Annotated in this window: 18 protein-coding genes and 2 tRNA genes; 8 read left to right on the top strand and 12 right to left on the bottom strand. The window is 64.7% G+C overall.

Annotation, left to right across the window (positions count from 1 at the left end; translation table 11 throughout):
• Positions 1-28: 28 nt before the first annotated feature.
• The 7 genes from KUV82_RS12660 to KUV82_RS12690 all read right to left on the bottom strand — a co-directional run bounded on the left by KUV82_RS12660 (position 29) and on the right by KUV82_RS12690 (position 12,666).
• On the bottom strand, positions 29-475 hold the full coding sequence (locus KUV82_RS12660; RefSeq protein WP_219954610.1) for a hypothetical protein: 447 nt from the start codon (positions 473-475) through the stop codon (positions 29-31).
• A 55-nt stretch (positions 476-530) separates the two neighbouring features.
• Positions 531-3,572, bottom strand: coding sequence for a CHAT domain-containing protein (locus KUV82_RS12665; RefSeq protein ID WP_219954611.1), 3,042 nt, complete (start codon positions 3,570-3,572; stop codon positions 531-533).
• Positions 3,562-9,882: a beta strand repeat-containing protein gene (locus tag KUV82_RS12670; RefSeq protein WP_219954612.1), complete on the bottom strand. Its 6,321-nt coding sequence runs from the start codon at positions 9,880-9,882 to the stop codon at positions 3,562-3,564. Before KUV82_RS12670 ends, KUV82_RS12665 begins: the two co-directional genes overlap by 11 nt.
• Before the next feature lies 1 nt (position 9,883).
• Positions 9,884-11,575, bottom strand: a complete 1,692-nt coding sequence (locus tag KUV82_RS12675) for a ShlB/FhaC/HecB family hemolysin secretion/activation protein (RefSeq protein ID WP_258319757.1) — start codon at positions 11,573-11,575, stop codon at positions 9,884-9,886.
• 332 nt (positions 11,576-11,907) lie between these two features.
• Positions 11,908-12,342: an EAL domain-containing protein gene (locus KUV82_RS12680; protein ID WP_309148079.1), complete on the bottom strand. Its 435-nt coding sequence runs from the start codon at positions 12,340-12,342 to the stop codon at positions 11,908-11,910.
• A gap of 152 nt (positions 12,343-12,494) precedes the next feature.
• Positions 12,495-12,570, bottom strand: a tRNA-Thr gene (locus KUV82_RS12685).
• Between the two features lie 22 nt (positions 12,571-12,592).
• A tRNA-Cys gene (locus KUV82_RS12690) sits at positions 12,593-12,666 on the bottom strand.
• 124 nt (positions 12,667-12,790) lie between these two features.
• Between KUV82_RS12690 and KUV82_RS12695 the strand changes: the two genes are divergently transcribed.
• On the top strand, positions 12,791-13,570 hold the full coding sequence (locus tag KUV82_RS12695; protein ID WP_219954615.1) for an acyl-CoA thioesterase: 780 nt from the start codon (positions 12,791-12,793) through the stop codon (positions 13,568-13,570).
• A 13-nt stretch (positions 13,571-13,583) separates the two neighbouring features.
• Here KUV82_RS12695 and KUV82_RS12700 read toward each other — a convergent pair whose 3' ends face one another.
• The 4 genes from KUV82_RS12700 to KUV82_RS12715 form a co-directional block, all read right to left on the bottom strand.
• Positions 13,584-14,906, bottom strand: a complete 1,323-nt coding sequence (locus tag KUV82_RS12700) for a flavin-containing monooxygenase (RefSeq protein WP_219954616.1) — start codon at positions 14,904-14,906, stop codon at positions 13,584-13,586.
• A gap of 46 nt (positions 14,907-14,952) precedes the next feature.
• A complete protein-coding gene (locus tag KUV82_RS12705) occupies positions 14,953-15,750 on the bottom strand; it encodes a crotonase/enoyl-CoA hydratase family protein (protein ID WP_219954617.1) in 798 nt (265 codons plus the stop codon).
• On the bottom strand, positions 15,722-16,498 hold the full coding sequence (locus KUV82_RS12710) for a winged helix-turn-helix transcriptional regulator (RefSeq protein WP_258319758.1): 777 nt from the start codon (positions 16,496-16,498) through the stop codon (positions 15,722-15,724). The genes KUV82_RS12705 and KUV82_RS12710 overlap by 29 nt, the downstream gene beginning before the upstream one ends.
• 119 nt (positions 16,499-16,617) lie before the next feature.
• Entirely contained in the window at positions 16,618-17,799 is a 1,182-nt protein-coding gene (locus KUV82_RS12715; protein ID WP_219954618.1) for an LL-diaminopimelate aminotransferase, read from the bottom strand.
• 135 nt (positions 17,800-17,934) lie between these two features.
• Between KUV82_RS12715 and KUV82_RS12720 the strand changes: the two genes are divergently transcribed.
• The 7 genes from KUV82_RS12720 to KUV82_RS12750 all read left to right on the top strand — a co-directional run bounded on the left by KUV82_RS12720 (position 17,935) and on the right by KUV82_RS12750 (position 24,773).
• The gene (locus KUV82_RS12720; protein WP_219954619.1) at positions 17,935-19,800 is read left to right on the top strand and encodes a PHA/PHB synthase family protein; all 1,866 of its coding nucleotides are present in this window, start codon (positions 17,935-17,937) and stop codon (positions 19,798-19,800) included.
• A gap of 107 nt (positions 19,801-19,907) precedes the next feature.
• Positions 19,908-20,765 carry a phasin family protein gene (locus KUV82_RS12725; RefSeq protein ID WP_219954620.1) on the top strand — a complete coding sequence of 286 codons (858 nt, stop codon included), beginning with the start codon at positions 19,908-19,910 and terminating at the stop codon, positions 20,763-20,765.
• A gap of 198 nt (positions 20,766-20,963) precedes the next feature.
• Positions 20,964-21,338, top strand: coding sequence for an ATP-dependent Clp protease adapter ClpS (gene clpS / locus KUV82_RS12730; protein WP_258319759.1), 375 nt, complete (start codon positions 20,964-20,966; stop codon positions 21,336-21,338).
• A 58-nt stretch (positions 21,339-21,396) separates the two neighbouring features.
• Positions 21,397-21,849 (top strand): DUF427 domain-containing protein, encoded by a 453-nt coding sequence (locus KUV82_RS12735; protein WP_219954621.1) that lies wholly within the window; start codon positions 21,397-21,399, stop codon positions 21,847-21,849.
• Positions 21,850-21,930: 81 nt separating this feature from the next.
• The gene (locus KUV82_RS12740; RefSeq protein ID WP_219954622.1) at positions 21,931-23,154 is read left to right on the top strand and encodes an LptF/LptG family permease; all 1,224 of its coding nucleotides are present in this window, start codon (positions 21,931-21,933) and stop codon (positions 23,152-23,154) included.
• A 9-nt stretch (positions 23,155-23,163) separates the two neighbouring features.
• Positions 23,164-24,261, top strand: a complete 1,098-nt coding sequence (gene lptG, locus KUV82_RS12745) for an LPS export ABC transporter permease LptG (RefSeq protein ID WP_219954623.1) — start codon at positions 23,164-23,166, stop codon at positions 24,259-24,261.
• A complete protein-coding gene (locus tag KUV82_RS12750) occupies positions 24,258-24,773 on the top strand; it encodes a GNAT family N-acetyltransferase (RefSeq protein ID WP_219954624.1) in 516 nt (171 codons plus the stop codon). Before lptG ends, KUV82_RS12750 begins: the two co-directional genes overlap by 4 nt.
• A 24-nt stretch (positions 24,774-24,797) precedes the next feature.
• Here KUV82_RS12750 and KUV82_RS12755 read toward each other — a convergent pair whose 3' ends face one another.
• Entirely contained in the window at positions 24,798-25,895 is a 1,098-nt protein-coding gene (locus tag KUV82_RS12755) for a fatty acid desaturase family protein (RefSeq protein ID WP_219954625.1), read from the bottom strand.
• Positions 25,896-25,962: the final 67 nt, after the last annotated feature.

Consider the following 25,962-nt stretch of genomic DNA (forward strand, 5'->3'; position numbering starts at 1 on the left):
TTTTTCATTCGGTGAGCAAGGCTGCTCGTTAGCCCGGGCTCTTGTTGCCGGATCCGCCGCTCCCCGCGACGACACCCACGCCCAGCGCGGTTACCACGCCTGCGACGATCAGCCCCGGGGCCGGCACGCCGGGAGTGGTGTTTGTAAGGCCGCCCGGAAGGCAGCCGGCGTCATCAGCCCAATCAAGCCAGTCCTGCCAATTGTACAGGTCGCCGTCTTCGACATCGCGGTAGATCTTGCCGACGTATTTCCAGCTATCGGGCGTGTTCCCGGCGTCAAGCCAATCGCGGTATTCCGGCTCGATCCGGCTGCAATCCCAAAGCTCGGGAATTTCCAGCGCATCGGGTGTGTCCGAAGGAATCGGTGCAGGGCCGGTCTGGGCAGCGCCGATACCGACCGTGCTGACCGCAAAGGCTGCGGCAGCCAGGCAAGCGCCAGTCCGGCGCCAGGCTACATTAGGGTCGGTTTTGCTCATACGGCGCTTAATACTCCGAAATCGATGAATCTTCAATGACTCCGCGATTACCCGGTTACTTGCGCAGTTCGGCAGCGCCGTCGCCCACGATTGCAAAGGCCGCCCAATAGAACGGGTGCGACGTATCCGCATCGTCCATCAGCGCTATCTGCGAAGCGCGCATGGCTTCGCCAAGATCGGTGCCCTGCCCTGCCGCAAAGAAGCCGTCGATCAGGCGATTGGTGGCGTTGAAATCATCGGGAACCGGCCAGTGGCTGGCGATGACCGTCCTGCCCCCGGCGCCGACGAAGGCGCGTACCAGGCCATCGAGGGCAAAGCCGCCGCCACTGACCCCCGCCTCGCGCGAGGCGCCACGCGTTGCCGCACCCGCTGTGTCGCAGGCCGACAGGATGACCAGGTCGGCATCGAGCTTGAGATCGAAGATCTCCGCAAAGGACAAGAGGCCATCCGACTGGTCGCCGCCGAAGGAAGTCAGCAGCGCCGGGCGCGGCGGACATTCGGGCTGAGGTGCCGTAACGAGCCCGTGGGTTGCGAAGTGTAGGATGCGGTAATCGTCCAGATCCTCCATGCCCAGCACGGCGGTGTCGGTGAAGGTGTCGCCCGTCAGGATGCGGTCATCACTGGCGGCCGCCCCCAAGCTGCGCGCAGCCGTGTAGAGTTCGTCCGGCGCGATCGGGTAATCCCAGACAGCAGGCGCCCACAGACAATCGCTGCCCCCAGATAGCGCGGACCGGGTGCCCAATGTGCCCCGGTCCTCGCCCAAAGGCGTGTTGTTGCCGAAACCGATATACTCCTGCGTAGCCGAAGACCCCGGTGCGCGCCGGACTTCCCGGAATGCCGAGGGCGACACGGTGGTTGTGATCTGCACATTGCGGCCCAGCCAGTTCGTTCCGGTGAAATCATATTCGTCACCGCCGCTGGCAAGCCTTTCGGCATAACGCTCGACGCTTTCCTCGTCGGCGACGAGCAGGTTGGCCGGCAGCTTGAGCATGGCCCCGTCCGGCTCAAACACCAGGTGACGCAGGGCCTTGAGCTCTGCATCGACCGGCTCGAACAGCGCCAGGTAAAGCGCGCGCGATCTCTCGATATCGAAGGGGAAGGTCAGCGTCTGGCCATTTTCGACATAGGCGATCGTGGCGCGCAGAGCGGCGACTTCCGCTTCCAGCGTGTCGGGGTCGATACCCGTGCGGTAGGCGCGGGCCGTCTCGCGCGTTGCGAAGACAGCGTAGGTCGCCCCGTCGAGCGCGACGAGCTTGAGGTAGCCTTCGCCGGGCTCAAGCGTTTCCTGCAGGGCCGACAGAGCCACGCGGCTATCCGAGACCGCGCGGAAACGCGGGTATTCGCCAAGCTGGTTCTGGATGGTCAGCTGCTGCGCTTCCAGTTTGGCCAGCGCGTCACGCTTGGCCGCCAGCTGTTCGGCGATCAGCGGATTGGCCGCAGCTTCCCCTTCGAGCAATGACACCTGGTTTCGCATCCGCTCCACCGAACGGCCGACATTGACGGCCTTGCGGAAGAGCTGAGAGGCTTCGTCGCTGCCCCCCGACAACTCGCGGGCGAGAACGGCTTGCGTCTGCGCAAGGCCGGGGCGTTGCAAAAGCTGGCTGGCAAGAAACAGGTCGCCTGCCGCACCATCTGCTGCCGCACCGCTCTCCGTCAGCAAGTTGAAGTAGGGGACGAGCAAACGCCGCAGCGCCGGCGCCGGCTTGTCTCCGGCCTCGTCGACCAGCGAGCGGTAGGTTTCCAGCGCAGCGTCACGGCGGTCGGTGCGGGCAAGGAAGCCTGCAAGCTGCGCCCGGCTGCTGAGCAGCGCCGGTGATCCCGGGTAGTTTGCTCCCAACAGCGTGACGGCTTCGTTGTGATACCCTTCCGCCGCCGCCATGTCGCCGCGGCGTTCGGCAAGGTCAGCCAGCTCGCTCAAGACTTGCGCGCGAAGCCACAGGATCGAGCGGACGGTGCCGTTGCGGACGCTGGCAAGGACCCGGTCCGCCTCGGCAAGCTGCGTGCGAGCCTCTGCGTCGCGACCAAGCAGGCGCAGCGCGGTCGCCTTGAGGTAGGACGTCTGCCCGTCGAGCAGGTCCGCCCGCTCCAGCGGCGTGAGCCCGCCGATCGTGTCGAGCGCGCTCGGCTGCTCGGCCGAGAGGCGCGCGGCCAGCGCATCGCTGATTTCGAGGCCTTCGAGCGCGCTGCGCGAATTTGCGCTTGGCGGCAAAGGCTGGTTCAGGCGGTCGAGCGCGACCTGCGGTGCGCCAAGGTTGAGAGCGTCCAGCGCCTCGTAATTGCGCAGCATCCGCGACAGGACGGCGTCGCCGGCCACTTGCGAGCGTACAGTCGCAAACCCCCTTTCGGCTTCAGCGTAATTGCCAAGGTTCGACTGCAGCAGAGCTGCATTGAGCAGGGCTTCGGTGGCGTTGCTTCCTTCCGCGCTCGCAGCCGTTTCCGCAAAGAACTCGGCGGCTTCGGCAAAGGCCCCGCTGTTGCTGCGGCGATAGGCTTCAGCGATGACGGCGTCGGCCGACAGCGCACGGGCCTGGGCGCGGGCAAAGGCGGCGGCATCGCCCGTTTCGGTCAGGGGTATTTCGACATCGCCGGCAACCGGGGAATCCGCGACCAGCGAGGCAAGGCCCAGCCGCACCGCGTCCGAATAGGCCTCGATCGCCTCCCCTGCGTAGAGCCGGCCGGAAACCGTCCCGCCCACCAGCACGCGGCGCGTGCCGGTTTCCGTGTCGGAGCACGCGAGGCTGGTCCCATCGCTCAGCGCCTGCGGGGCAACCGAGCCTTCACCGGCCTGGCACTGAGCTGCCGGCAGGAAGCGCGCGGGCAAATCGCTATCCGAAGCACCGCGCAGAACCCACAAGGTCCCGACCGGCGCAGCCGCATCGCGGCAGACGATCGAATAGCCGCGATCGAACAGGCCGGTCCCGGCCTTGGGCGGCATGATCTGCGCTTCGCACAGGCCGTTGCCGCCAATCGGGAAGCTGTCGCTGTAGCTGATCGGCCGCTCGCCCGAGGGCTGCGCGACAAGGGACTGGCTTGGCGCCAGCGTGACAGCTGCCGCCGCGCCGAACGCTGCCAGAGAGGTCAGGATCTTACTGCTCATCGCCATCCTCCTCGCCATCGGCATCATCTTCGCTTGAACCGTAAAGCGCGATGTCGCCGCCGCTCGCGACCGGATCATCGATGCTGCTTTCCTCGGTCATGAGCGAGGCGTTGAGCAGGCCCGGGAAGTCCGCGCCGAATTCCACATTGGTGTCCTGCTCGGCCTGCTCGACCGGTGCCGAAGCGACGGGCTCTGTGGTCACGGCTGCGGCCTGAGGTGCCTCTTCTTCGACCTCTTCGAGGATCTCTTTCCTCTCCTCTTCTTCGCCGTCGTCCCCATCATCGCCATCATCTCCGCCGCCTCCGCCGCCTCCGCCACCGGTGTCGATTTCGATGCATTCGAGCGTGTTGATATCGCAGTTGTTGAGCTGCGAGCCCTCGGCGTATTCGGTGAGCGGGGTCCCCTCCCCATCGTCCTGGTTGGTGAAGTTGACCGTGGCGAAGAACTCCTCGCCAACCGTGAAGGTCCCGTCCTCGTTGAGGCGGCGGCCGAAAGCCACGACGTCGATCGGAACAGGATCACCGGTGCCCGCAGTGTCCGTGCCGAACAGGTCGAAGCCGCCACCGATCGTGAGCTGTCCGGTGACCGTGATGCCTCCCGGTTCGGAAGCCGTACCGGTGTTGCGCACGAGCAGGCTGTTGCCGACCGCGAGCAACACATCCCCCGCTGCAAGGTAGCCGATCGGGCTGTCGCTGCCCGCTGCCACGCTTGCGAGCAGATCGTTGCGTCCGTCGAACGCAACGTCGCTGCGGAGCTGGTCGATTGTGGCCGCATCGGCCATCCAGAAATCGTTGCCAAGGAAATTGAATATCCCGCTCGGCGTACCTTGTGGATCGAGCATGAAAATGCCGCCCGGCGTTACCACCTCGAGCCGCGGTGCGGATATGATGAAAGTGTCGGTCGGTGCCGCGTTCTGGAACACCAGGTTCCCTTCGACCCGCACGGTGCCGCCGCCCAGCATGACCAGGCTGGATACACCATCGTCGAGCGAGCCCGATACGAAGGTGTCGCGCACCAAGATGTCATCGGAGGCGAGGCCATCGAAGGACGACGCGAAGAGCGCGTTGCCCGCTTCGATCCGGCCAAGTTCGTTCAACGTCAGGGTGAACCCCGGCGTATCGTCGAAGCCGCCGATCACCGTCACATTGTCGTTCCCGACGACGTTGAAGGCGAGGAATTCCGCCCCGATCCGGGCCCCTGCACGAATGTCCACCTCGCGTGCGCGGATGAAAAGCTCCTGCCCGCCGAAGGTAATGGCGTCGTTGTTGTCGCCGGTGAAGGTGACCGTGCCCATCGAGTCGATGAAGAACCTGGCGGTCGGGTCGGTCACGCTCGGCCCGCCGATCAGCCCGCCGTTGCCCGTGTTGAAGGTGATGTCACCGACGGTTTCGAAGTCCGCAAAGCTGGAGATGAAGATGCTGCTGCCATTGCCCTGAACGCGCGAGGTGCCGCCCGATACGGCGCCCGGCGCTCGCGCCGCTATCTGCCCAAACTCCATGTTGCCGCCCGTAGCGAGGATTTCGAAGACACCGGCCGTATTGCCGCCTTCCGCGTTCATCTCGAGGAAGTCTGCCGAGATCTGGCCGCCCGTCTGCGAGAAGACCTGGGCGAGCCCGCCCACGCCAGTTCCAGCCTGCGTGCCGTCCGGAGCCAGGGCAGTAATGCCGCCCGCTGTGATCCTCAACTCGCCGAAGCTCATCTGCCCGCCGGCCTGCGCCCGCGCATAAGCGAGCCCACCGGTACCGACGCCGCTAGTGCCAGTAGCTGACTGGGCCGCGCCCGCGAAGCCATTGGCGCTGATGCTTGCTTCGCCGGCGACGCTTCCGATGCCGGGCTGGCCGGTAAAGATCGAGATATTGGCGGTTCCGCCCGTCCCGTCGCCGCCGTCACCCTCGAATGAGGAACCTCCGACGCCGATGGCCTGGACTCTCGCGAAGCCTGTAATGGTCGTCGTGCCATCTTGGAATCCGAGGAAGGCTATCCCGCCAGTGCCATCGCCACCGCGGCCGTCCTGACCTTGCCCGCCGACGCCCCAAGCCTGTGCCTGGTAATTGCCGACATCGATCGTGCCACCAACACTCGTGGCCATGCCGGCCTGGCCGCCCATCCCCATGCCGCCGGTGCTGCCGAAACCGCCACTGCCGTTGCTGTTCACTCCGACAGTGTCTGACGAGAGCGATCCTCCTCGGCTGGTCACCAAGGCGTAGCCGCCAACACCGTCACCTCCGTCACCGGTATAGCGCCCGTCGTCACCCACTCCGCCGAAACCGCCCGAGCCCCTGGCGCCAACGTTGAGGGAGCCAAAGCTCAATGTTCCCAGAAGGGGGCCACCAGCGGACGGATTGGTGAGACCGACGATAGCATCGCCGCCGAAACCATCCCCGCCGTTCCCGCCTGCAAAACCATTCGGCGCATCACCACCGCGGCCACCGAAGCCTTGGCTGTTAACCGAGGCGGAGCCGGACACGGTCACCTGTCCATAATCCGCATTGACGGTCAGGAACGCTCCGGTCCCCAAACTTGGCTCTATCAGGCTGGCAAGATCGCCGCGGCCACCGGACCCTGACCCACCGTTGCCGGCCGCAATGCCATTCCCATCGCCATCCCCGCCCTGGCCACCTTGGCCAAAGCTCGACACGGAAAGAGTATCGCCGACAAACAAGGTCCCCAGGCGGTCGCCATTCCCGTTCACGCTAACGACCGAGCGCCCGCCAAAGCCGTCGCCCCCATCGCCTCCGAAAGCAGAATTGGTGAACCCACCGCTGCCGGATGCGGAAACAAACAGCTGTCCGCCTATCGATGCATCCGCACCATCAACCACGACCTGAGCTCGCCCGCCGTATCCGGTCCCACCATCGCCCTGGTCGAAACTGTCACCGCCATTGCCGCTGCTCGTGATGATCGTGTTTCCGGTGACCGAGAGGTTCGCGTCGCGAACAAGCAGGCGCGAATCCCCGCCGACGCCAAGGCCTCCGACAACGCTGCCGAATCCACCTCGGCCGCTCGTGTTGAGGTTGAGGCCTCCAAAGTTGGCGCTCGATCCCTCAATGATGTCGGCAAGCGCAGATCCGCCCCGACCTTCGCCTCCGGTCGCGCCTTGCCCGCCCGCACCATCGCTCTGGAGGAAGGCGAAGCTGTCAACCTGCACGTTCGAACCCGATCGCGCGGTGAGGCGCGTGATGCCGCCCTGTCCGGCACCACCGGCTCCGCTGTCAGAAAAGCCGCCGCGGCCAGATGCGTAGAGGCTGATCGATCCCGCGACGGAGAGATCGGAATCGACGTCGATGCGCGTCGTCCCACCCGTGCCTGCACCGCCGTTGCCGCTGGTGGCGCTTCCTCCAGTCCCTTGCGCGAACCCCTGAATGCCGTCGGCATTGAGGGTTCCCGACAGGACCTGCAGACGCGACTCGCCGCCCAGGGCATCGCCGCCGGTTGCCCCGAAGCCGCCGAGGCCATTCGCATTCATCGAGATCGATACCGCATCGACCAGCGAATCGCGGGCGATCACCGCGGCAAATCCGCCCTGGCCGAACCCGCCGTTGCCAAGCCCGGCATCGCCGTCTCCGCCGCTGCCGCCAAGGCCGTTCGCGCTCACCCCAAGGCTCTGGAACAGCGCCTGGCCATTGCCGAGCGAGCCATCGCCAAGGCCGCTGAAGGTCCCTGCCTGCGCGCTGCCTCCGATGCCTGTGCCACCGTCGCCGCCGGTCTGGCCGAGGCCGCCGATGCCGCCCGCACCTCCCTGGCCGTAGGAGAAGGCCGACGCGAAACCGCCAATCGAAAGCGTGCCATTGTCACGGCCGGCCAGCAGGAAAGCGCCTCCCGAGCCGGGAGTGCCCTGGTAGGTGCCGCCCGTTCCGTCGCCGCCGCGTCCAGCCGTGATGGTCGAGCCATCGCCGTCGCCGCCGCGTCCACCGACGCTACTCGCGTTCACGCTCGCATCGCCTGCGATGGTGATGATGGCCGCGGCATCCTGCGAACCATCGGCTTGGATGTAAGAGGTGCCACCAAGAGCGTTGCCGCCCGTGCCGCCAAACCCGACCGAGGCCGCGCCGCCGCGGGCAAAGCTCGAGACATTTGCGCTGCCGTCGATCACGATGGAGCCAAATTGCGCGTAGATGCCCGCGATGCCGCCAGTGGCATTGCCGCCCGATGCACCGTCACCACCGGTCGCGCCTGCGCTCACGAATGCGTTTCCAGCGAGAATGATATCGCCCAGGTCCTGCGTCATGATGAGCGCTTCGCCGCCAAGCCCAAAACCGCCCACGCCATCGAGCGCGAGCCCCAGGCCGCCGACACCATCTGAGTCCATCGAGACGTCAGCAAGATCGATCGTGCCAGTGCCGCGAGCCAGGATTTGCGCAAGGCCGCCAACGCCGTCGCCGCCCGATCCGCCCTCTCGCCCGAAACCACTGGCGCGCAGAGACGTGGTCCCACCGAAGGCGTTGATCTCGCCATCGATCGACCGCAGGAACACCTGGCCGCCCTGGCCAAGACCCCCGAAATCCCCCGGACCGTTCGCACCAATGCCGCCGGTGCCCTGGGCGCTCAACAGCAGGTCGCTGCCGAAATCGATCGTGCCGGTGTTTGCGAAGACCTCGACCAGGCCGCCGATCCCGGCGCCGCCGTCGAAAACCCCCTCGCTGCCGTCGGCAGTTCCCCCTCTTGCCTGAGCAAACAGATTGGCAAAGCCGGTGACCCCGATCGATCCGCCGGTACGGGTCAGGAGCCGGACCGTGCCACCTTGCGCCCGGCGTCCAGCAAGCCCGTTGCCGAAGGCGCTGGCGTCAGCGATCAGGTAGCCGCCAATGTCGATGGCGCCGCTGTTCTGCGAACGCAGCAGGATGTTCCCGCCAAGCCCGTCGCCAAGCTCGCCTGACGGGAAATGGTTGTTTGCCTGTGCGCTCAGGCGGGTGAAACCGCCAATACTCAAGGTCCCGTTGTCGGCGAGCAGGCTGATATCGCCGCCGAAAGCCGCGCCATCGCGCTGGTCGGGTGTGGCGTCGGCCAGCAAGTCTCCTGCAATCGACAGGAGCGCTCCGTCGCGCGCTGACAGGGTGACGACACCGCCGGTGACGTCACCGTTGGCCGCAATCGTACCACGCGAGTTAAGAGTGGCGATGCCGCCAACGCTCAGGTCATGCGCGCTCTGGGCGATGAGCGCGATCTCGCGCGACGCCCGCACCGTGAGGTCGCCAGCAAAGTTGATCGGCCCATTGAAGCTGTTGGTCGAGAAACGGCCCGTCGCCGAGGCGGTCACATTCGACGTCAGGTTGGTGTTGCCGATGATCGAGATCGATTCCTCGACCGCGTTCTCGTCCACCAGGCTCGAAGACACGAAGGTGCCGCTTACATCGTAGCCGGCCGAGAGAATGATCTCTCCGTTTACGACCCCCGCCGTCACTGCCGTGTCGAAGCCGAGATTGCCGCTCAGCAGCATGGAAACCGGGTCATTGATCGCGCGGGCAACCACGTAGATCACATGGTTGTCGCCCGTGCCCGTGCTCGACGGGCCGCCCGTCGAACCGGTGTGGTTTACCGGCGTCGCAACCGAGGTGCCGACAGGGATCTGGATGTTGAAGAGCCCGTTGTCGTAGCTCAGGTTGACCCGCTCGCCGGCCGCATAGGCGGTGGAGCCGTTTATGTAGGCGTCGCCCTGCATGAGGATTTGCGGGGCGGCGACGGCGAAATAGCTGTTCTCGCCCGTACCGATGATCTGGGCGCCGGGCCGGATGGTTACGCCAGCCGTCGTGCCGGGCGTGCCCGTCAGTTCGAGCGTACCGCCGAAAGCGTAACTCTCGAAGCTGTCGAGATTGGGATCCAGCGTGGTCAGGAGTAGCTGGCCGACATCGAAGACCGCGTTGCTGCCTACCAGAATGCCCGAGGGCGAATAGAACGCCACCGTTCCGCCGCTCGAAAAGCCGCCGCTCGCGTCCTGCAGGCGCGAGATGACGGTGCCATCGAACACCACGACATTGCCATTGGTCGAAGGCAAGATCCGGTTGAGGACCGCGAAGCCGCCCTGTCCTGGACCATCCTGGAAAATGGCGGTCCGGCCGTTGGGCAGGAAGGTGAGCGCGTTTCCGAACCCGTCCTCGAACATCGTCCAGTCGATGACGGCGGTAGCGGTCGTGATCGTGATCGTGTCGAGATCGGCGACCGAACGGTCGACGGTCCCGCCTCCGCGCACGAAAAAGGGATTGCCGTTGAAGGCCTGGGCCTGGGTTTCCACCGGAGCGGCCAGCGCCGCGGCGAGCGCCAGACCGGCTCCGCCAAGCAGCAGGGGCGTGCGGCGCGTGTGCGAGCGGGTCATGTCAGAACCTCCAGGGGAAAAGGCGAGTGGTGAGCGAGACGAGGAAACGCACGTCTCCGCGGTCGACGGCGAGGTCCGGCTTCTCGAGCGGGACGGCGACGGCGATGTCGCCCTGCACCGCGCTGCCGTAGGCAAAGCGCACCCCGGCACCGGCCGACCACAAGCGATCGGGGTTGAGCGGCGAGCGGCTCGGATCCTCGTTCCAGGCCCAGGCCATGTCGGTGAAGAGGTAGCCCTCCCAGGCGACCTTGTCCGGTCCATCGGGGGCAAGCGAGCCGAAGCCCACTTCGAAGGACAGCGCGTAGCCACTGTCGCCCAGCACGCTGCCGGGATCGTAACCCCGGCCGATGGTGTAGTTGCCAGCCGAGAATTCCTCGAACGCGGGCAACGGATCGCTCGTGAACTGGGCGCTGGCACCGAGCGAGAACCGCAAATTGGGGATCGGTCGATAGTCCGCCTGTCCCTCCATCCGCACGAGCAGCGGGGTCGGGTCCGCCTCGATCCGGTTGGGGGCGACCCCCGCCCGGATGCAGGCGCGCTGGACGGGCCGGCAATCGGGGCTGGCGTCGAAGACATCCAGCCCCTGGCGGATCTCGATCGAGCTGCTTGCACCGATCTTCGGCTCGAACGCGGTATAGCCCCCGGCGCCGGCGATGCTGTCCGGATCGGCGTATTGCGAATCCAGCCGCAGGAAAACCGTCCGGACCCGGTCGCGGGTCAGCCGGACGCCGTTCGCCTCAAGGTCCTGGTCGACATAGTCGAAGCCGGTACTGACCACATGCGACTCGCTACGCGTGCGAAGCAGCGGATAGGATGCGCCAAGCGTCGCAAAGAGCGTTTCCGATTCCACGTCGAGACGCGGCAGATTGAGGTCGGGATCGGTCCAGCTGTAGGTGAACTGCCCGAAAATACGCGCACCCTGATCGCCGACCGCGAAATCATGCCCGATCTGGACCGTCTGCTGTTCGTGAAAATCGACCGTCGAGAAGAGAGCGATGCTCGTCCGGTCGCCCAAACCCGTGAGGTCGTAGACTTCCCCGCGCAGCAAGCCGCCGAACCGTCCGAGCGACTTCGCGCCGAAATTCTGTACGTTAAAATCGATCGCGCCGCGCCGGCGCACGACAGCGATGTCGCCGACCAGCTCGCCTGGTGCCCCATCGATCGCCGGCCTTAGCGAAAGGCGCACGTCGACGCCGGGAAGGTCGTCGGCCAGAAGGAGATAGCGTTCCGCGCGCCGCGTGTTGAAGACCTCGTCCTGGGTAATCGGTTCGAGGTAGCTGGCTACCAGCGCTTCCGAAGGCCCTGCCTCCCCGCGAACCCGCAGCGCCGTGACGCGCCCGAACACGATCCTGAGTTCCGCATCGCCATTGGCAAGCCGCTGGGCCGGGATTTCGACCGTCGCAAGATAGCCGGCATCCTGCAGGCGCTGGTTGGCCGATGCGCGCACGTCGCACAGAACCGAGATCGGCAGTTCGCGCCCAAGGTAGTTTTCATAAGCCCCGGCGAGCGCCACATCGGGTGCCTTTTCCGCGCCGACAAAACGGACACCGCGCAGCGTTACCTTGATATCGGCAAGATCGGGCGCATCGAGCGCACAAGGCGCGCGCTCCAGTCCGCCGTCGATAGTGAGCGTCGTCGCCGGGCGAACCGTTTCGCGCGCTTGTGGCGGGGTCAGGTCGCCCCGGCTCGGCACGGCTTGCGCAAGCGCGCTAGCAGGGAGGGACAGTGCCGCTGCGCCTGCAAGCAGGAGCGCGGAGGTCCGCAGTTTAACAACGGCGGTACCGCCACGAGAATATGCGTCGCAAAGCTGGCCAAAGCCCATCCAGATCGCCCCCCAACATCGCGCTTTCACGCGCGCTAGCTGTAGTTATCAGCGATCCGACGACCCCTTTGGACTCGGGGCTCTTCGTTCTCGAAACACGGGTGCGTAACACTTTCCTTGCGGAAATGTCATGTAAATTTCGGACTCTGGGTGGGCAGTGGCGCAGCGTGTTTGGCCCAATACGGCCTCTTGCAGCCTTGCCTTTACATGGCCTTGAGCAGCTTCTGCCGCACGCTTTGCTCCAGCATATCGCGGACCACATCTGCGCGGACAGGGCGGCTCAGCAGGTACCCCTGGATGGAACCGCAACCCTCCTCGCGCAGGATCTGACATTGCTGCTCGTCCTCGACGCCTTCCGCCAGTGTTTCCATGCTCAGCGCATCCGCGAGGGTCGTGATGGCGCGGATAACAGCATGGGCGTTGTTACCCTGCTGCGCCAGGTCGCGCACGAAGCTCTGGTCGATCTTGATCTTGTCGAACGGGAACTGACGCAGGTAGCTCAGGCTGGAATAACCTGTCCCGAAGTCGTCGAGCGCTATGCGGACTCCGAGGTTTCGAAGCGAGTGGAGGGCCGATAGCGTCTGGTCGAGAACCTCCAGCAGGCGATGCGCGAACACGGCGTCCCGTTCGCTGCGCAAAACCGCTTCCTTGCAAAGCTTGCCCCGATGAGCCGGGACGTTGTGACACGGTAGAAGGCTGCTGCACCGGCTGATCGGCGTGCGGACAGGCATGACTATCCGCGAACAGAGTGACGATTTGCCGGCGTGGCCGATACTACTGCTGAGACTGGTGGTGCCGCTTACGTGACTCGAACACGTGACCCCATCATTACGAATGATGTGCTCTACCAACTGAGCTAAAGCGGCACATTCTCTTGCGTCAGAGAAGTGGAGGCCCGAGCCGGAATCGAACCGGCGTGCAAGGATTTGCAGTCCTCTGCGTAACCACTCCGCCATCGGGCCTCGCCCGCCCTCTCGGACGGGAAGCGGGGCACTAGCGATTCTCTTCCACAAAGGCAATCGCCAGATCGCGCCTTACGTAACGTCAGTCTGGACGCGTGGCGCGATAGCGGCAATGTCGGGCCTTATGAGCATTGCAAATCTCCTCGATCCGATCACCGCTGCCGGCGGCGAAACGCGCTTTTCCGGGCTTGAGAACTGGATGCAGGGGCGCACGCTTTATGGCGGCGCTTCGGCACTGATCGCTTATACCGCCGCGGTGCGCGCTTTCCCCGACTTGCCGCCGCTGCGGGCTGCCCAGGTCGCCTTCGTGGCCCCGACCGGTCCGGAAGTGGAGTTGCGCCGCGAGATCGTCCGGCAGGGTCGCAATGTGGCCCAGGTACGCAGCGAGATCTGGTGCGAGGGCAAATGCACGCTGACCGCCTTCTGGCTGTTCGGGACCGAACGCGAGGCGAACGCCGTGCACGATGCCGCGCCGGTGGCTGACTGGCCCGGTTCGCCTAACGAGGCCGAGCTTGCCATGAGCGGCAAAGGCCCGGCGTTCATCCAGAACAATTTCGAGATCAAGCGCGCGCAGGACATGCGCGGCCCCGGCGATCCCGTGGTGCGCCGCTGGGCGCGCCTGACCGACCGGGAGGGCCTCGATCCGGTCAGCGAGCTAATCCTGCTCGGCGACGTCCTTCCGCCCGGCGCCATGCGCGCCATGCAGCGTCAGGGGCCGATCAGCTCAATCAACTGGTCGTTCAACCTGCTCGAACCTGCGCCGGAGACGACGGACGGCTGGTGGCTCAGCGAAAACGCGAGCCAGCACGCGGCGCATGGCTATTCGAGCGAACGGCTGCGGCTGTGGAACGCGGACGGCAAGCAGGTCCTCGACGGGATGCAATGCGTGGCGGTGTTCGGCTAGGAGGCGGGCGCGCCTAAGCGGGCTGCTTTGCCCGCTTGGCGCCCTTCTCGATCTCGCTCAGCAGGTCGTGCACATAGCTGTCGAAGTCGACCTGCATGCGGTGCCGGGGGCTGTCGTAGAAGTGGCCGAGGTAGGCGCGTTCATCCGCCTCAATCACCTGCGCCATCTCGCCCTCGTCTGGGAATTCGTACCGCCCCGTCAGCGCCGCTGCGACCAACTTCGATTGCTGTTCGGCAAAGTTGACGAGTGTGGGGAGCGGCTGGGCAAGGCCGAGGAAGAAGAGATTCTCGAAACCCGGCTTCACCATGCGCTTGTAGAGCGGGAAGACGTTTTCCTTCGGCGTCAGCGCGTCCTGCTGGAAGAAGGGAAACGTCACGTTGTAGCCGGTCGCCCAGACGATCGCGTCGACTGGTTCGCGGCTGCCATCGGTGAAGAGAACCCCGTCGTCATCGAGCCGATCGATCGCGCCCTTGGGCTGGATATCGCCCGAACCGACGCGCAGCAGGAATTCGCTCGAGACTGACGGATGCGCTTCAAGCGGTTCGTGATCCGGTTCGGGCAGGCCGTAGTCGCTCGGTTTGCCCATCAGCTTCTTGATCTTCATCTGGGCAAGCTTGCGGCCCAGCTTGGCCGGCATCCAGGCGGGCAGCGTCGCCTTGTCCATCGGCACGCCATCGGAATATTTGGGGATCACCCAGATCCCCCGGCGCATCGAGATCATCAGCTTCTTCGCGAGCGGACGCTGCGAAAGCTCGGACGAGATATCCATCGCCGAATTGCCTGCGCCCACAACCAGCACGTTCTTGCCGCGGAAGTCGAACGGCTCGAAGGGGTCGGTGTAGTTGTGCGAATGGACCTGGTAGCCATCGAAGCTGCCGGGATATTCCGGCATCCGCGCATCCCAGTGATGGCCATTTGCCACGCACAGCGCGTCATATTCGCGCTGCTCACCGGTCGACAGCGTGACCCGCCAGCGCCCGCCCTCGATCCGCTCGCAATCGGTCACGGCGGTGTTGAAGGTAATCGTCTCGCGCAGGCCGAAATGGTCCACATAGTCGTGGAAGTATTGCAGCAACTGCGAATGGTGCGGGAAGTCGGGCCAGTCCTGCGGGACCGGGAAGTCTTCGAAGGCCAGCCGCCATTTCGAGGTGTCGATATGGAGCGACTGGTAGCAGGACGAGGCCCCGTTCGGGTTCTTGAAATACCAGTTCCCGCCGATGTCGTCGGACATCTCGAAGCAATCGTAGGGAAGCCCATGGTCAGCCAGCCGCTTGGCCATGGTGAAGCCGGAACAGCCAGCCCCGATGATGCAGCTCCTGGGTGCGTCGTTAGCCATCGTTTCCTCTCCCCGGCGGCGCTGGCGTTTCCGCCCTGCTCTGTGCTTAGCCGTTGAAGACCGGCGCCCGTTTCTGCATTTCGGCCATCACCGCCTCGACCTGATTGGGGGTGCGAATGATGCCGTCCTGCTCGACGCTTTCGGCCATCAGAATCGCGTCTTCGCCTTCTTCGTGCATCACCTTGAACAGGCGCTTGGCGCCGCGCACGGCGTCGGGGTTCTTGTTCGCGATGGTCTCGGCGATCGCGGTGGCGCGGGCTTGCGGGTCGTCCTCGACCATGGTTGCAAAGCCGAGGCCGAGCGCTTCGGCGCCGTTGAACTCGCGGTTGGTGTAGGTCAGTTCGCGCAGGGTGTCGTCGCGCACGAGGCCGCGCCATAGCGCATAGCCGCCCATATCGGGCACGAGGCCCCACTTCATCTCCATCACGGCCATGCGGGTGTCGGGATGGACCACGCGGATGTCGGCGCCGCTGGCGATCTGCAGGCCGCCGCCAAAGCACACGCCGTGCACCGCTGCGATCACCGGAACCGGGCACTTGCGCCAGGTCATCGCGGCTTCCTGCGCGCGGTTGGCGTTTCCGTGGGTCCGCTCGGCGAGCTTGGCCTGCGGGTTCGATCCGCCATTCGCCATGCTGGAGAGGTCCAGGCCGGCGCAAAAGGCGCGCCCCTCGCCCGACAGCACGACAACGCGAAGCCCCTCCATGGTGCGTAGCGCCTCACCCGCTTCGAGGATCGCCTCGAACTGGACCGGGTCCAGTGCATTCATCTTGTCGCCGCGGGTAAAGCGGACTTGCGCCACACCGTTGTCGGCAAGGTCAATCGAAACGCGATCGTGGAACTGCATGGTAGAGCCTCGTGCTTGAAATGCTTCGATGCTCTTCGTTGCCTATCATGGCGTGCGAGTCCAGTTGCCCGGGGGTCAGGTGCACGAAACTGGCGCAGCGTCCCTCGTGCCTCGGAGGACGGCCGAGGCGGTAGCCGCCATCGGGATGGGTTTCGACCAGCCAGCTGCAATGCGAGATGCCAAGCTTGGCGCGCAGCCGTGAGACATGCACTTCGATCGTGTTGGTCTCGGGGACATGGTCGAGCCGCCAGACATCGCTCAGCAGCTGGCGGCGGCTGACTTGCATCCCCGGGGTGCTCGCCAGCCGCCACAGCAGGGCAAATTCGCGGGGGTGCAGGCCCAGCCAGGTGCCGCCGACGCGCCCATCCCGGTAAAACAGGTCGAGCATTACGGGCCCCGCGGCGAGCCGGCGCGGAATGGCGTTGGCCAGCCCCCCGAGACGCAGCAATCGCTGCGCAAGCTCGGTCTGAACGCAGTGTGAGGGAAGCGCGTCGCCAAAGCCCATTTCAAGGAGGGCCGCGCGCTCGTCTCCATCATCGCAGCCTATTATCGCAGCCGATGCCCGCCCCTCAATTGCGCGCCATCCGAACGGACGCGAGGCTGGTCGCCAATCGAGCAGAATGGGTTGGTGCGCGCTGCCGTGAGGCGCTTCCTCGAAGGGCACCATGCCCCAGTCGAGGAGGCGCATGTCCCAGCGAGCGGGTGGATTGAGGGATTGCGAATACCAGGCGAAAAGCGGAAGGCTCACGGAATCTCCTTGGCCCACCCGTCCTGGAAAGGCCCTCTAACCGCAAAAACCTGCCGCTCAAATACGCATGGTTGCTTAAGGGTAATCCCTAGTTTTTTCTTGAACTTAGTACAGATGCACTAGCCGCGTTCGGTCAGGAACCGCTTAATATTGCGCGCCGCCTGACGAATACGCTGCTCGTTCTCGACCATGGCGATACGAACATAGCCTTCGCCCTCCTCGCCAAAGCCAACCCCGGCAGCCACAGCGACTTCGGCGTGCTGCAGGAGCTGCTTGGAAAATTCGAGGCTGCCCATGTCTTCAAAGCCCGGTGGCAGCTTGGCCCAGGTAAACATGCTGGCAGGCGGGGACGGGATTTCCCAGCCGGCCCGCGCGAAGCTTTCGACCATGACATCGCGCCGCGCCTGGTAGCGGGCACGGTTCTGCTCGACGACGTCCTGGGGGCCGTTCAGCGCGGCGCAGGCGGCGGCCTGGATCGGGGTGAAGGCCCCGTAATCGAGGTAGGACTTCACCCGCGTCAATGCGGCGACAAGCTGCTTGTTGCCGACGCAGAAACCGATCCGCCAGCCGGCCATGGAGAAGGTCTTGGACATGGAGGTAAACTCCACCGCCACGTCCTTTGCGCCGGGCACCTCGAGGATCGAGCGGGTCGGCTTGCCGTCGTAATAGAGTTCCGAATAGGCCAGGTCCGAGAGCACCCAGACCTTGTTTTCGCGCGCCCAGTCGACCAGCCGCTCGTAGAAGGCGAGATCGACCGTCTCGGCGGTGGGATTGCTGGGATAGTTCACCACCAGCACCGTCGGCCGCGGCACGGTGTAGGCCATCGCGTTGTCGAGCGCCTTCCAGTAGCGCTCGTCCGGCGTGGTAGGCACGCTGCGGATCGTGGCGCCGGCGATGATGAAGCCATAAGTGTGGATCGGATAGGCCGGGCTCGGCGCGAGGATGACGTCGCCCGGCGCGCTGATCGCGGTGGCCATGGACGACAGGCCTTCCTTCGAACCCATCGTCACCACGACTTCGCTTTCGGGATCGAGATCGACCCCGAAGCGGCGCTGGTAATAGTTCGCTTGGGCGCGGCGCAGCCCCGGAATGCCCTTGGACTGCGAATAGCCATGCGCATCGGGCTTCGCCGCCACTTCGCACAGCTTGTCGATGACGTGCTGCGGCGGAGGCTGGTCGGGATTGCCCATGCCGAGGTCGATGATGTCCCTGCCCGCCTGGCGTGCCGCGTGGCGCATCGCATTGACTTCGGCGATGACATAGGGCGGCATGCGTTTGATGCGGTAGAATTCGTCGGACATTCTGGCTCTTTCAGGCGTTGGTCGAGTCATACTGATTACCTATTCACCGTGCAGGTGCAATCGGCCTAGGTGCATATGGCTGCGCAATATCCTATGGCCGGCACAACAGGCGCTTGGCACCAGGCAGGAGCACAGATGACCGACAACGGCCCCGATCCGTTCACCAACATGTTCGAAGCCCCGGCAAAGTTCGCTCGTGCGCTGATGGCGCCCATGGCCGAAGCCAGCGCCGGAACGCCGCTGAGCGCCGAGGACATGCAACACTGGACGCAGGTCGGCACCAAGCTCCAGGCGATGTGGCTCGAGTACCAGAGCGAGCAGCTCTCCGACCCGCAGGCGCTGGCGCCCTACCTGGATCCCACCCGCTGGATGCAGGTCGCGCAGGACTGGTTCCGGCAGATGCCGATCGCCGATCCGGCCCAGCAGCAGGCGCTGCTGCAAGAAGGCGTCGCGCTGTGGCAGCAGGTGCTCGGCCAGTACGGCATGGGCACCGACGGGCAGCCCGAGGCCAAGGGCGAGCCGGAGCTTCCGCGCAAGGACCGCCGCTTTGCCGACCCGCGCTGGCGGGCCCATCCCGCCTTTGCGCTGATCCACCAGACCTATCTTTTCCTTGCCGAGCGCGTGGCCGAAATGGTCGACCGGGTGGAAGGGCTGTCTGACGACAAGCGCGAACAGCTGCGCTTCACGACGCGCGCGATCACCGAAGCGGCCAGCCCCTCGAACTTCCCGTTGCTCAACCCCGTGGTCATGGAGCGCACGCTGGAAACGCGCGGCGACAATCTGGTCAAGGGCATGGAGCACCTGCTCGCCGACCTTCGCCGCGGGCAACTGAGCCACACCGATGCGAGCGCCTTCACTCTGGGCGAGAACATCGCCGTGACGCCGGGCAAGGTCGTCCACGAGACGCCGCTTTACCAGTTGATCCAGTATTCCCCCTCGACCGAGGAGGTGATGGAAACGCCGCTGGTGATCTTCCCGCCGTGGATCAACCGGTTCTACATTCTCGACCTCAACGAGAAGAAGAGCTTCGTGAAATGGGCGGTCGACCAGGGTGTCACGGTCTTCATGGTGAGCTGGAAATCGGCCGATGCGAGCATGAAGGACGTGGTCTGGGACGACTATGTACGTGCCCAGATCGATGCGATCGACACGATCCGTGACCGGCTTGGCGTAAAGAGCGTCCACGCTATCGGTTACTGCGTTGCCGGCACCACGCTGGCCGCCACGCTGTCGCTGCTGCACCGCCGGGGCGAAGCGGACAAGGTGAAGAGCGCGACCTTCTTCACCGCGCAGGTCGATTTCGAGAAGGCGGGCGAACTGCTCAACTTCGTCGACGACCAGCAGCTCGGCACGATCAAGGCGCTGACGCCCGAAGGGTATCTCGACGGGCGCTACATGGCGGCGACCTTCAACCTGCTGCGCGGCACGGACCTCATCTGGAACTATGTGGTCAACAACTACATGCTGGGCGAGGACTATCCGGCCTTCGACCTGCTGCACTGGAACGGCGACGTCACCAACCTGCCGGCCAAGTGGCACCAGCAGTACCTGCGTGACCTCTACCGCGACAACAAACTGGTCGAGGCGGGCGCGCTGAGCGTCGACAACACGCCGATCGATCTCGGGATCGTGGAAACGCCGACCTATGTGCAGGCGGGCAAGGAAGACCATATCGCGCCGGCCGAAAGCGTCTGGCGGATCACCGACCACTTCAAGGGGCCGCTCAAGTTCGTCCTGGCGGGGTCCGGTCATATCGCCGGGGTCGTCAACCCCCCGTCCTCGGGCAAGTACCAGTACTGGACCAACGAAGGCAGCCCGCGCAGCCTGGCCGAATTCCGCGAGGGCGCGGTTGAACATCCGGGCAGCTGGTGGCCCGACTGGATCGACTGGCTGGAAGAGCAAGACGGCGCGAAAGCGCCCGCAAAAGGTAAGCGCAAGCCCGGTGGGAAGGGCGATAAAATTATCGAAAACGCGCCGGGACGCTACGTTGCCACCCGGTAATTCGCTGAGATAGTTCGATATTCTGGTTTATTGTGCACTGCACAAAAAACGCTTGACTTCGCACCTGCAATGCCTATTTTGTGCACTGCAACAAAGCGAGGTTTCCCATGGCTGATAGCCAGAGCAAAATCGATGCCGCTGCTGAGAAGGCGTTTGCCGAAGCTGCGGAAAAGAAGGCCGCAGAAGCGGTGAGCGCGAAGAAGGTCGAGAAGGCCGTCGCCGCGGACACCACGGCTCCGGTCAAGACCGATGCTGTCGCCAAGGCTGTCGCAGCCGAGCCGAAGAAGGCCGCTGTGAAGGCCAAGCCGGCTGCGAAGAAGGCTCCGGCCAAGAAGGCCGCGCCGAAGAAGACTGTCGCGAAAAAGGCTGCACCCAAGAAGGTCGCCGCCAAGAAGGCCGCTCCGGTGAAGAAGCCGGTCGCCGCCAAGAAGACCAAGACGGCCCCGAAGAAGGCCGCCCCTGCGAAGGCGGAAACCGCCAAGACCACCCCGATTTCCAAGTTGAAGGATACCATCATGGCCACTGCCAAGAAGACCGCAACCACCGATTACACCGCCAAGGCGAAGGAAATGGCTGCCGACGTGCAGACCCGCGCCAAGGCTGCCTACGACAAGGGCACCGAACTGACCAAGGACGCCGTCGAATTCCAGAAGGGCAACCTCGAAGCCCTCGTCGAAAGCGGCAAGATCCTCGCCACCGGCATGCAGGACATGGGCCGCGCCTATGTCGAAGAAGCCAAGTCGGCTGCTGAAACCGTCCAGGGCGACGTCAAGAAGTTCGCTGCCGTGAAGTCGCCGACCGAGCTGTTCCAGCTGCAGGGCGAAATCGCCCGTCGCAACTTCGACGCCATGGTCTCGACCACCTCGAAGAACACCGAAGCCATGCTGAAGCTCGCCAACGAAGCTTTCGCTCCGGTTTCGAACCGCATGAGCCTGGCTGCCGAGAAGGTCCGCAAGGCCGCGTAAGCGACACTTACAAGCTTCAATCCGCCGGGCACTCTCTCCTCTCTCCCTCGCTCGGCGAATTGGACACCGTGGGCCGGATGGTTTCGTACCATCCGGCCCTTTTTTTGCCCTGCGCAAGGCCCGCCTCAGCGTTTTCTTAACGCGCAATCGGCTTTCCTTGGGCCTTCACGCCTTGCGAATTGGCAAAGCGTTACGATAATGGCCCCAGCGATGATCGAAACCCTGCCCCTTTTCCCCATCCGCGCCGCCGAAGGCGACGACGATGCCAGCGATGGCGAAGGCCAGGTCGGCATTGCCACCAAGACGCGCGCGAAGCCCAAGAAGCCGAGCCAGTACAAGGTGCTACTGCTGAACGACGACTACACGCCGATGGAATTCGTCGTGATCGTGCTGAAGCGGTTCTTCCGCATGGACATGGAAGAGGCGACCCGGGTCATGCTGCATGTCCACCAGAAGGGCGTCGGCGTGTGCGGCATCTTCCCCTACGAAGTGGCCGAGACCAAGGTCCACCAAGTGATGGACTTCGCCCGCCAGAACCAGCACCCCCTGCAGTGCACGCTCGAAAAGGCATAAAACAATAAGGCTGCCCGGCCATCCCGAACCCGATCCCGTCGGCGATGGGCAGGAAAGCGTGTGGGACTACCCCCGCCCCGCCATCGCCGAGCCGACCAAGCGCCGCATCGTGATCCGGCACAAGGGCGTAACGCTCGCCGATACGACCAGCGCATGGCGGACGCTCGAAACGAGCCATCCGCCGACCTACTACCTGCCGCAAGCCGATATCGCCATGGAGCGCCTCACGCCAAACGCGCGCCGTTCGCTGTGCGAGTGGAAGGGGCAGGCGCGTTACTGGGATGTGCGAATCGGTGACGAGGTGATCGAGGCTGCCGGATGGGACTATCCCAGCCCCACGCCCAGCTTTCAGGGTATCGCCGGACACATCGCCTTCTATCCCGAACCCTTCGATAGCTGCCTCGTCGATGGCGAGGAAGTGACGCCCCAGCCGGGGGGCTTTTACGGTGGCTGGATCACCTCGCGCGAGGCCGGTCCCTTTAAGGGCATTCCCGGCAGCCGCTTCTGGTGAAGGCTTCGATCTGCCATTGGGGCATGACCTCGGCGCAATTCCGCGCTAGGGCGCTCGCGAAGACAACAGACCGGCGACACCTTGCTCAACTTCCTGCCTGCGATTGATCGGTATATCTTCCGGCTCGTGATCGTGCCGATGATGAGCGTGTTCGTCATCGCCGCATCGCTGCTGATCCTCGACAAGATGCTGCGCCTGTTCGATTTCGTCGCGGTCGAAGGCGGCCCCGTGGGCGTCGTCTTCAAGATGCTGATTGCGTTGGTGCCCGAATACGCGAGCCTTGCAATCCCGTTGGGCCTGCTGCTCGGCATCCTGCTTGCCTTCCGCAAGCTGGCCACGACGAGCGAGCTCGACGTGTTTCGCGCCGTGGGCCTAGGGTACGGGCGGCTGCTGCGCGTGCCCTACATGATCACGGCGGTGCTCATGATCCTCAACGTGGCGCTGGTGTTCTTCATCCAGCCCGTCAGCCGCTACTATTACGAGCAGATGGAGTACGAACTGCGCTCGGGTGCGCTGGGCGCCTCGATCAAGGTGGGCGAATTCACCACGTTGGCCGACCGGATGGCGCTGCGCATCGAGCAGAGCGAGGACGACGGCCGCCGCCTGATGGGCATCTTCGCCCGCGTTTCCAACGACAAGGATCAGGTGCTCTCGATCTCGGCCAAGGAAGGCGCGTTCCTCGCCACCACCGATGATCCCGACACGATCATCCTGCGCCTGACCGATGGCACGATCGTCCAGGACACCGGGAGCCAGACACCCCGTGTGCTGACCTTCACGCGCCACGATCTGCCGATCGACCTGCCTGCGGTGGAGGAGTTCCGCGCGCGCGGCGACGCAGAGCGCGAGTATATCCTGCCTGAATTGCTCCGGATCGGATGGAGCGACGAGGAACCTGAAGAGAAACGCGACGCCAGCCAGGCCAGCTTCAACTTCCGCCTCGTGGAGGTGGTGATGATGGCGCTCATGCCGCTTCTCGCGGTGGCGCTCGGGGTGCCACCCAAACGATCGACCAGCGCGCTGGGCGTGTTCCTGTCGATCATCATGGTGGTCGCCTATCACAAGGTAAACCAGTACGGAGAGGATGTGGCCGCGCTTGGCCGCGTGGATCCCATTATCGCGCTTTGGGGCCCGTTCGTCCTGTTCGGGGCCCTGATCATCTGGATGTACTGGCGGGTCGCGCATGTGCCCGGCGGCCAGGCTATCGGTGCGCTCGAAATCTGGTTCGACAAGATGTCCAAGCGCCTCGGCAAGCTGTTCCGCCGGCGCAGGCCGCTCAAGATCGATCTGGCGGCCAGCGAGTAACGGACGGACATGCAGCTCGACTTTTTCCCTTCGCGCACGCTGACGCTGTACCTGGCGAAAATGTTCGCCGTGCGCATCCTTGCGATGCTGTTCGTGCTGGTGCTGGTGCTGATGATGCTCGACCTGCTGTCGAACAGCGGCAAGATCCTGGCCGTCGATGGCAACGGCCAAGGCGAATTGCTGACCTACGCGGGTCTCAGGATACCGCAGCTAATCGCGCGCTTCCTGCCCTACTCGGTGCTGCTGGCAACGCTGATCACACTCGTCACGCTCAACCAGAACAGCGAGGTTATCGCAATGAAAGCCGCCGGGCTTTCCGCGCACCAGGTACTTGCCCCGCTGCTGCTGACGGCGGGCCTCGTGTCGCTGGTCACCTTCGTATTTAACGAGACGGTCGTGACCCGCTCGACCGAAACGCTGAAAGCCTGGGAGGCGGTCGATTATGGCCCCATTCCAACCGAAAGCGGGGTGCGGACCAACATCTACCTCAACGACAACGGCAACATCCTGACCGCCGCCTATCTGGCCGGATCGGGGGAAGCCATCGCCATGCGCAAGGTCACCTGGTACCGGCGCAACGCAGAGGGCATGATCGTCGAACAGGTCGATGCCGACCGCGCGCTTTACGCAGCTCCGGGATGGCAGCTTGAAGACATCACCCGGTTCCAGGTCCAGAACGCGGTCACCGACCAGCCTGCCAGCATGGTCGTAGGCGAGGGGCTGACGCCGGAGCAGATCGACCTGGCCAAGATCGATCCCGATTCCGAGCCTTTCTGGACCCTGACGAGTTCCATTGCCGAGTTCGAACGCACCGGCCGGCGCACAAGCGAACTGCGCGCTAAATGGTGGCACAAGATCTCGGGCCCGCTGTCGGCCTTCCTGATGCCGCTCCTTGGAGCGGTTGCGGCCTTCGGCCTTGCCCGCAGCGGCCAGCTGTTCGTGCGCGCGGTGATCGGCATGGCCCTGGGCTTTGCCTATTTCGTGGTCGATAACGCGGCGCTCGCCATGGGCAGCTTCGGCGGTTACCCGCCCTTCCTCGCAGCCTGGGCCCCCTTCATGCTGTTCCTGCTGATTGGCGAGACGGTCCTGATCCGCACCGAAGAATGAGCGGATTTTCCGTCCGCCTCGCGCGCGCCGAGGATGCGCAACACCTGCCAGCCATCGAGCGCGCCGCCGCAGTCCTCTTCGCTGACGATCCCGCTGCAGCCGACATGGACTTCGACGAGGTCTGGTCGGAGCAGGAGCATCGCTCCCTCATCGCCAAGGGCCATTGCCTGGTGGCGGAAATGGGCGAGCGGATAGTCGGCTTCCTCGCCACCCAGCCCTTCGGCCGCGAGCTCCACATCTGGGAAATGGACGTCCATCCCGACGCACAGGGTCAGGGGATCGGCGCCGTCTTGCTGCGCGCCTGTCTTGTCGATGCGGGCAATTCCGGGTTCCGGGCCGCGACACTGACGACCTTTCGCGACCTGCCGTGGAACGGGCCGTTCTATGCCCGCATCGGGTTTACCGAAGTCACCGACCTCGAGGCGCACCCCCGGCTCGCGAACGAGTTGGCGGAAGAGGCCGAGGCGGGCCTTCCGTCCGATCGCCGGATTGCGATGATCCACTTCCTCTAGGGCGCGGCGCCCTTGCGCGCTGCCTCAGCCGCGCGGGCGCATGGTGCTGCGCGCAATACGCGCCACCAGCACGCCCATGCCGGCGTGGTTCGCCCCGTGGTAGCTCGACTCGGCATCGAGCGCGGTCACCAGGCGGCGGTGCGCTTCGGGAAGCGAGTGATAGGGCATGGACGGCATCAGGTGGTGCAGCGCGTGATAGCGCAGACCGACCGGCGCCCACAGCTCGGCAATACGGCCGGGAGGCGGCACGTTGACGCTGTCGAGGAACTGCGCGGTGACCGTCATGGCCTCGCCCTCGTTCTCCCACAGATGCGCCACAAGCGTGCGCAGCTGGTTGAACACGGCAACGGCCGAGGCGACCGCGAGAGCCACCAGAAGAGGCTTCCAGCCGAACGCGAACACGCTGGCGATGAGCGCCCAGCTCCACACCATGCCGCCAGCCTCGAGCCAGAAGACGCGCCGCGGCAGATCGCCTTCGGGCGGGCGGCGGCGGAAATCGGGGTTGATGGCCAGCGCGCTCAGGCGTTCCCACGTCAGTCGGCGAATGGGAGGAATGATCGCGCCCAGCGGCACGAGGACCGCGAAACGAAACAGCAAGGCGACCGGCGCCAGCAGGGCAATCAGCACGAAAGCGGGCAGGCTCCACGGCTTCATCAGCGCGAGCGGGAGGTACTCCGGATCCTCGATCGTGCCGTACTGCGTGCGCTTGTGATGCAGCGTGTGCACCTGTTCGTACATGAAGGACGGCGTGAGCATGGGCACGCCGACAAGAGCATTCCACGCCGTGCGGAAGCCCGGCAGCGCGCCGTTACGGAAGTGCGAGATCTCGTGAATGAAAAGGAGCGCGCGGTAGAGCGCGAGCACCGAGACAACCGCAAGGCCAACCGCCAGCGGAACGCTGTCCACCAGGATTGCGCCGGCAAGCGTCGCATAGCCGACTAGCGCCGAGCCGATCATGTCGGCCCAGTAGATGTCCGCACGGTGTTCCGCGATGTCCTTGGTCAGGTCGCGTGCGGCGCGCAGCATGGCCTTGTCGTCGGGAATCTGGGCGTGCCAGCCCGAGCCCGCTTCGCGTCGCAAGGGCGTATCGGCAGCCGGAATCGGTTTTGGTTGCACATTCATGGTCGAATTTCCTGGGAGGCCCTCTAGCCGAAAACGCGTGCGCGTAACAGCGCGCGGTGTCGATCAT

It is taken from the genome of Qipengyuania flava, from assembly GCF_019448255.1.
In the GTDB taxonomy this organism is placed as follows: domain Bacteria; phylum Pseudomonadota; class Alphaproteobacteria; order Sphingomonadales; family Sphingomonadaceae; genus Qipengyuania; species Qipengyuania flava_A.

Bases quoted from the DNA above. Each gene is read 5' to 3' on its own strand.
- KUV82_RS12660 (WP_219954610.1), bottom strand. From the start codon at position 475: ATGAGCAAAACCGACCCTAATGTAGCCTGGCGCCGGACTGGCGCTTGC.
- KUV82_RS12665 (WP_219954611.1), bottom strand. From the start codon at position 3,572: ATGAGCAGTAAGATCCTGACCTCTCTGGCAGCGTTCGGCGCGGCGGCA.
- KUV82_RS12670 (WP_219954612.1), bottom strand. From the start codon at position 9,882: ATGACCCGCTCGCACACGCGCCGCACGCCCCTGCTGCTTGGCGGAGCC.
- KUV82_RS12695 (WP_219954615.1), top strand. From the start codon at position 12,791: ATGAGCATTGCAAATCTCCTCGATCCGATCACCGCTGCCGGCGGCGAA.
- KUV82_RS12700 (WP_219954616.1), bottom strand. From the start codon at position 14,906: ATGGCTAACGACGCACCCAGGAGCTGCATCATCGGGGCTGGCTGTTCC.
- KUV82_RS12705 (WP_219954617.1), bottom strand. From the start codon at position 15,750: ATGCAGTTCCACGATCGCGTTTCGATTGACCTTGCCGACAACGGTGTG.
- KUV82_RS12715 (WP_219954618.1), bottom strand. From the start codon at position 17,799: ATGTCCGACGAATTCTACCGCATCAAACGCATGCCGCCCTATGTCATC.
- KUV82_RS12720 (WP_219954619.1), top strand. From the start codon at position 17,935: ATGACCGACAACGGCCCCGATCCGTTCACCAACATGTTCGAAGCCCCG.
- KUV82_RS12725 (WP_219954620.1), top strand. From the start codon at position 19,908: ATGGCTGATAGCCAGAGCAAAATCGATGCCGCTGCTGAGAAGGCGTTT.
- clpS (WP_258319759.1), top strand. From the start codon at position 20,964: ATGGCCCCAGCGATGATCGAAACCCTGCCCCTTTTCCCCATCCGCGCC.
- lptG (WP_219954623.1), top strand. From the start codon at position 23,164: ATGCAGCTCGACTTTTTCCCTTCGCGCACGCTGACGCTGTACCTGGCG.
- KUV82_RS12750 (WP_219954624.1), top strand. From the start codon at position 24,258: ATGAGCGGATTTTCCGTCCGCCTCGCGCGCGCCGAGGATGCGCAACAC.
- KUV82_RS12755 (WP_219954625.1), bottom strand. From the start codon at position 25,895: ATGAATGTGCAACCAAAACCGATTCCGGCTGCCGATACGCCCTTGCGA.